A 4827-nucleotide genomic window follows, 5' to 3' on the forward strand; every position below is an offset into this window, starting at 1 on the left:
ATTGCACATGAAGCCGGCGTTGAATTGAATGTGGATATTGCCAATGAGATCAGTGCAAAGACACCAAACCTTTGCCATCTGGCTCCGGCAGGCTTTACATATATGGAAGATCTGAATGAGGCCGGCGGTGTGTATGCCGTTATGAACGAATTAAACAAAAAAGGCTTATTATATACAGATCTGATAACAGTTACAGGAAAAACAGTCGGTGAGAATATTGCCAACTGTGTCAATAAAAATCCGGATGTTATTCGTCCGATCGATCATCCATACAGCGAGACAGGCGGTATTGCCGTTCTTAAAGGAAATATTGCACCGGATTCCTGTGTGGTTAAACGTTCCGCAGTTGTTCCTGAGATGATGGTGCATGAAGGACCTGCAAGAGTATTTGATTGTGAAGAAGATGCGATTGCGGCGATCAAAGGCGGAAAGATCGTGGCAGGTGATGTGGTTGTTATCCGTTATGAAGGTCCTAAGGGCGGACCGGGTATGCGTGAAATGCTCAATCCGACATCCGCTATTGCAGGTATGGGACTCGGTGCCAGCGTGGCATTGATCACAGACGGACGTTTCTCCGGTGCATCCCGCGGTGCATCTATCGGACATGTTTCTCCGGAAGCAGCTGTCGGAGGACCGATTGCCCTTATTGAAGAAGGCGATATCATTAAGATCGATATTCCTGCAAATACAATTAATGTGGATGTCAGCGATGAAGAGCTGGCTAAGAGAAGAGAAAACTGGCAGCCTCGTGAGCCGAAGGTTACAAGCGGATATCTTGCAAGATACGCTTCTATGGTAACATCCGGAAACAGAGGCGCTGTTTTGGAAATACCGAAAGCAAAATAGAAAGAGGTTATTATATATGGAATTAACAGGCGCACAGATTGTCATTGAATGTCTGAAAGAACAGGGCGTGGATACTGTTTTTGGATATCCCGGAGGAGCCATTTTAAATGTGTATGACGAATTGTATAAGCATAGAGATGAGATTACCCACTATCTGACATCCCATGAACAGGGGGCTTCCCATGCGGCGGATGGTTATGCCAGAGCTACAGGGAAAGTCGGCGTCTGTTTTGCCACTTCCGGTCCGGGTGCCACGAATATGGTTACCGGTATTGCGACGGCCTATATGGATTCCGTGCCGATCGTAATGATCACATGTAATGTGGGATTAAATCTTTTGGGAAAAGACAGCTTTCAGGAAGTGGATATTCTTGGCGTAACTATGCCAATCACAAAATATAATTTTATTGTAAAAGATGTGACCAAACTGGCGGATGTTATCCGAAGAGCTTTTCGTATCGCTCAGAGCGGACGTCCGGGACCGGTTGTTGTCGACATCACAAAAAATGCAACGGCAGCAAAAACAGAATATACATATCAGAAACCGGAACCGGTAGTGCCGGATGCATCAGCGATCAGTGAGACGGACATTGAAAAGGCAGCAACGATGATCGCACATTCAAAACGGCCTTTTGTGTTTGTCGGCGGTGGTGTGACTTTATCCAATGCTTCCGAAGAACTTCGGCGTTTTGTTAAGAAGATCGACGCGCCGGTAGCGGATTCGCTTATGGGTAAGGGAGCTTTTGACGGCACAGATGAAGCCTATGCGGGAATGCTCGGCATGCACGGAACAAAAGCTTCCAACTACGGAATCAGCCAGAGTGATCTGGTCATTGTCGTAGGTTCAAGATTTTCAGACCGTGTCATCGGTAACCCTCAGACATTTTTAAGCAAAGCGAAAATTATTCAGATCGATGTAGATGCTTCAGAAATCAATAAAAATATTGTAGTGGATCACTGCATTGAAGGCGATGCCAAGCTTGTCTTAAGAAAATTGAATGCCCAGTTAAATCAGATGGAACATAAAGAGTGGATGCAGTATATTAATGATTTGAAGGCACGTTATCCATTGACCTATCCAAAGGATCGTCTGACAGGTCCTCAGATTGTAGAGACGATTTATGAGATGACCCATGGTGATGCCCTGATCTGCACAGAAGTCGGTCAGCATCAGATGTGGGCGGCTCAGTTCTATAAGTATAATGCACCTCGTAAATTTATTACTTCCGGAGGCCTTGGCACAATGGGATATGGCCTTGGCGCTTCATTGGGTGTGAAAGTTGCATGTCCGGATAAGACCGTTATCAACATGGCAGGTGACGGATGTTTCCGGATGAACTTTAACGAATTACTTACAGCTTCGAAATATAAAATTCCGGTGATCGAAGTGATTTTTAATAACAGTGTACTTGGTATGGTACGCCAGTGGCAGACGCTGTTCTATGAAAAACGCTATTCGAATACGATTTTAAATGGTGATTTTGATTATGCAAAGATTGCCGAAGCCTGCGGCTGCCGCGGAATCAATGTCACGAATAAACAGGAACTGGTTGTGGCAATGCAGGAAGCATTGAAGGCGGATGGGCCGGTTGTCATCAACTGTATGATCGACTGTGATGATAAAGTATGGCCGATGGTTGCACCGGGAGCTTCTATTTCTGAAGCATTTTCGGAAGAAGATATGATAAAAAATTAAAGTTTTTTATAGAAAAAAGGAGATAATAGAAATGAGCAGAGTATGGAATTTTTCAGCAGGACCAGCAGTTTTGCCGGTTGAAGTATTACAGGAGGCAGCAGACGAGATGCTTGACTATAAAGGTACAGGCATGAGTGTTATGGAGATGAGTCATCGTTCAAAAGCTTTTGAGACAATTATTCAGGAAGCAGAAGCTGATTTAAGAACACTGATGAACATTCCGGACAACTATGAAGTACTTTTCCTTCAGGGCGGAGCACATACACAGTTTGCTATGGTTCCTTTAAACTTCATGAAAAACCGCAAAGCAGGTTATGTAATTACAGGACAGTGGGCAACAAAAGCACACAAAGAAGCAGCACTCTTTGGTGAAGCTGTTGAACTTGCATCTTCTAAAGATAAAACATTTTCCTATATTCCGGATTGTTCCGATTTGCCGATCACTGACGATATGGATTATGTATATATCTGTGAAAACAATACAATTTATGGAACAAAATATAAAACACTTCCAAATACAAAAGGTAAGATTTTAGTTTCCGACCAGTCATCCTGTTTCTTATCCGAACCAGTTGACGTATCAAAATATGGCATGATCTATGCAGGTGCTCAGAAGAACGTTGGACCGGCAGGTGTTGTTATCTGTATTATCCGCAAAGACCTGATTTCTGACGATGTTCTTCCGGGAACACCTACGATGTTAAAATACAAAACACATTCCGATAATGATTCTTTATATAACACACCACCTGCATATGGTATCTATGTTTGTGGTAAAGTATTCAAATGGCTGTTAAAGAACGGCGGTCTTGAAGCTATGAAAGAAAAGAACGAAAAGAAAGCAAATCTTTTCTATGATTATCTTGATTCTCAGGATTTCTATAAAGGAACAGTTGTGAAAGAGGACCGTTCTCTTATGAATATTCCATTTGTTATCGGTGATAAAGAAATGGAAGAAAAATTTGTAAAAGAAGCAAAAGCAGCAGGCTTTGAAAACTTAAAAGGTCATCGTTCCGTTGGTGGTATGCGTGCAAGTATTTACAATGCAATGCCATATGAAGGTGTCGAAGCGCTTATCGAATTCATGAAGAAATTCGCAGCTGAAAATAAATAAGAGGTGTTTTAAAAATGTATAAAGTTAAATGCTTAAATCCAATCGCAAAAGTTGGTATGGATGTTTTTTCTGATGCATATGAAAAAACAGAAGAATTTGCAGAAGCAGAAGTAGCTATGGTCCGTAGTGCAGCTATGCATGATATGGATCTTCCGGAAAGTCTTTTAACAGTTGCAAGAGCCGGAGCCGGCGTTAATAATATTCCGCTTGATAAATGTGCAGAAAAAGGTATTGTTGTATTCAATACACCAGGGGCAAATGCAAACGGTGTTAAAGAAGCGGTTCTCGCTGGTATGTTCCTTGCAGCACGTGATATTGTAGGCGGTATCAACTGGGTACAGTCTGAAAAAACAGAGCCTGCAATTGATAAACTTGTTGAAAAGAAAAAGAGCCAGTTTGCCGGTACAGAAATTAAAGGCAAAAAACTTGGTGTGATCGGTCTTGGAGCCATCGGTGTTCGTGTGGCCAATGCCTGCAACCGTCTTGGTATGGAAGTATACGGCTATGACCCATTCATCTCTGTTGATGCAGCATGGAGCCTTTCAAGGGATGTAAAGCATATTAACAACCTGGATGATATCTATGCAAACTGCGATTTCATCTCCGTTCATGTACCATTGATGGATGATACACGTAAGATGATCAATGAAGAAGCAATTGCAAAAATGAAAGATGGCGTGATCATTCTTAACTTTGCAAGAGATCTTCTTGTTGATGATGATGCGATGGAAAAAGCACTTGCAGACGGAAAAGTTCGCCGTTATGTAACAGACTTCCCGAATGCAAAAACTGCTCAGATGGCTGGGGTTATCGCAATTCCTCATCTTGGTGCTTCTACAGAAGAATCTGAAGACAACTGTGCAGTAATGGCTGCAAAGCAGGTACGTGATTATGTAGAAAACGGTAATATTAAAAACTCCGTAAACTACCCTGCATGTGATATGGGTGTCTGCAAGGCGGCAGGCCGTGTGGCAATCTGCCATAGAAATATTCCTAAGATCTTAAGTAAGCTGACAAATGTTTGTGCTGAAGAAGGTCTGAACATTGAAGATATGACAAACAAGAGCAAAGGGGCATGGGCATATACGATGATCGATATGAACGTAAGTGCTTCAGATGAAGTTCTCAATGCCTTAAAAGCTGTTGACGGTGTTGTAAAAGTTCGTAAAAT

Annotated in this window: 4 protein-coding genes; all 4 read left to right on the forward strand. The window is 42.4% G+C overall.

Annotated elements, in window-relative coordinates:
* A partial coding sequence (locus tag QZZ35_RS09130; RefSeq protein ID WP_291237120.1) for a dihydroxy-acid dehydratase domain-containing protein occupies positions 1–846 on the forward strand: 846 nt, incomplete at its 5' end.
* A gap of 16 nt (positions 847–862) precedes the next feature.
* Positions 863–2542 (forward strand): biosynthetic-type acetolactate synthase large subunit, encoded by a 1680-nt coding sequence (gene ilvB, locus QZZ35_RS09135; protein WP_291237121.1) that lies wholly within the window; start codon positions 863–865, stop codon positions 2540–2542.
* A gap of 31 nt (positions 2543–2573) precedes the next feature.
* Entirely contained in the window at positions 2574–3656 is a 1083-nt protein-coding gene (gene serC / locus QZZ35_RS09140) for a 3-phosphoserine/phosphohydroxythreonine transaminase (protein WP_291237122.1), read from the forward strand.
* A 14-nt stretch (positions 3657–3670) separates the two neighbouring features.
* Positions 3671–4827, forward strand: a 1157-nt coding sequence (locus QZZ35_RS09145; protein ID WP_291237123.1) for a phosphoglycerate dehydrogenase, incomplete at its 3' end; no start/stop codon positions are given.

Origin of the sequence: Frisingicoccus sp., from assembly GCA_016298055.1 — a bacterium.
Classification (GTDB): domain Bacteria; phylum Bacillota; class Clostridia; order Lachnospirales; family Lachnospiraceae; genus Frisingicoccus.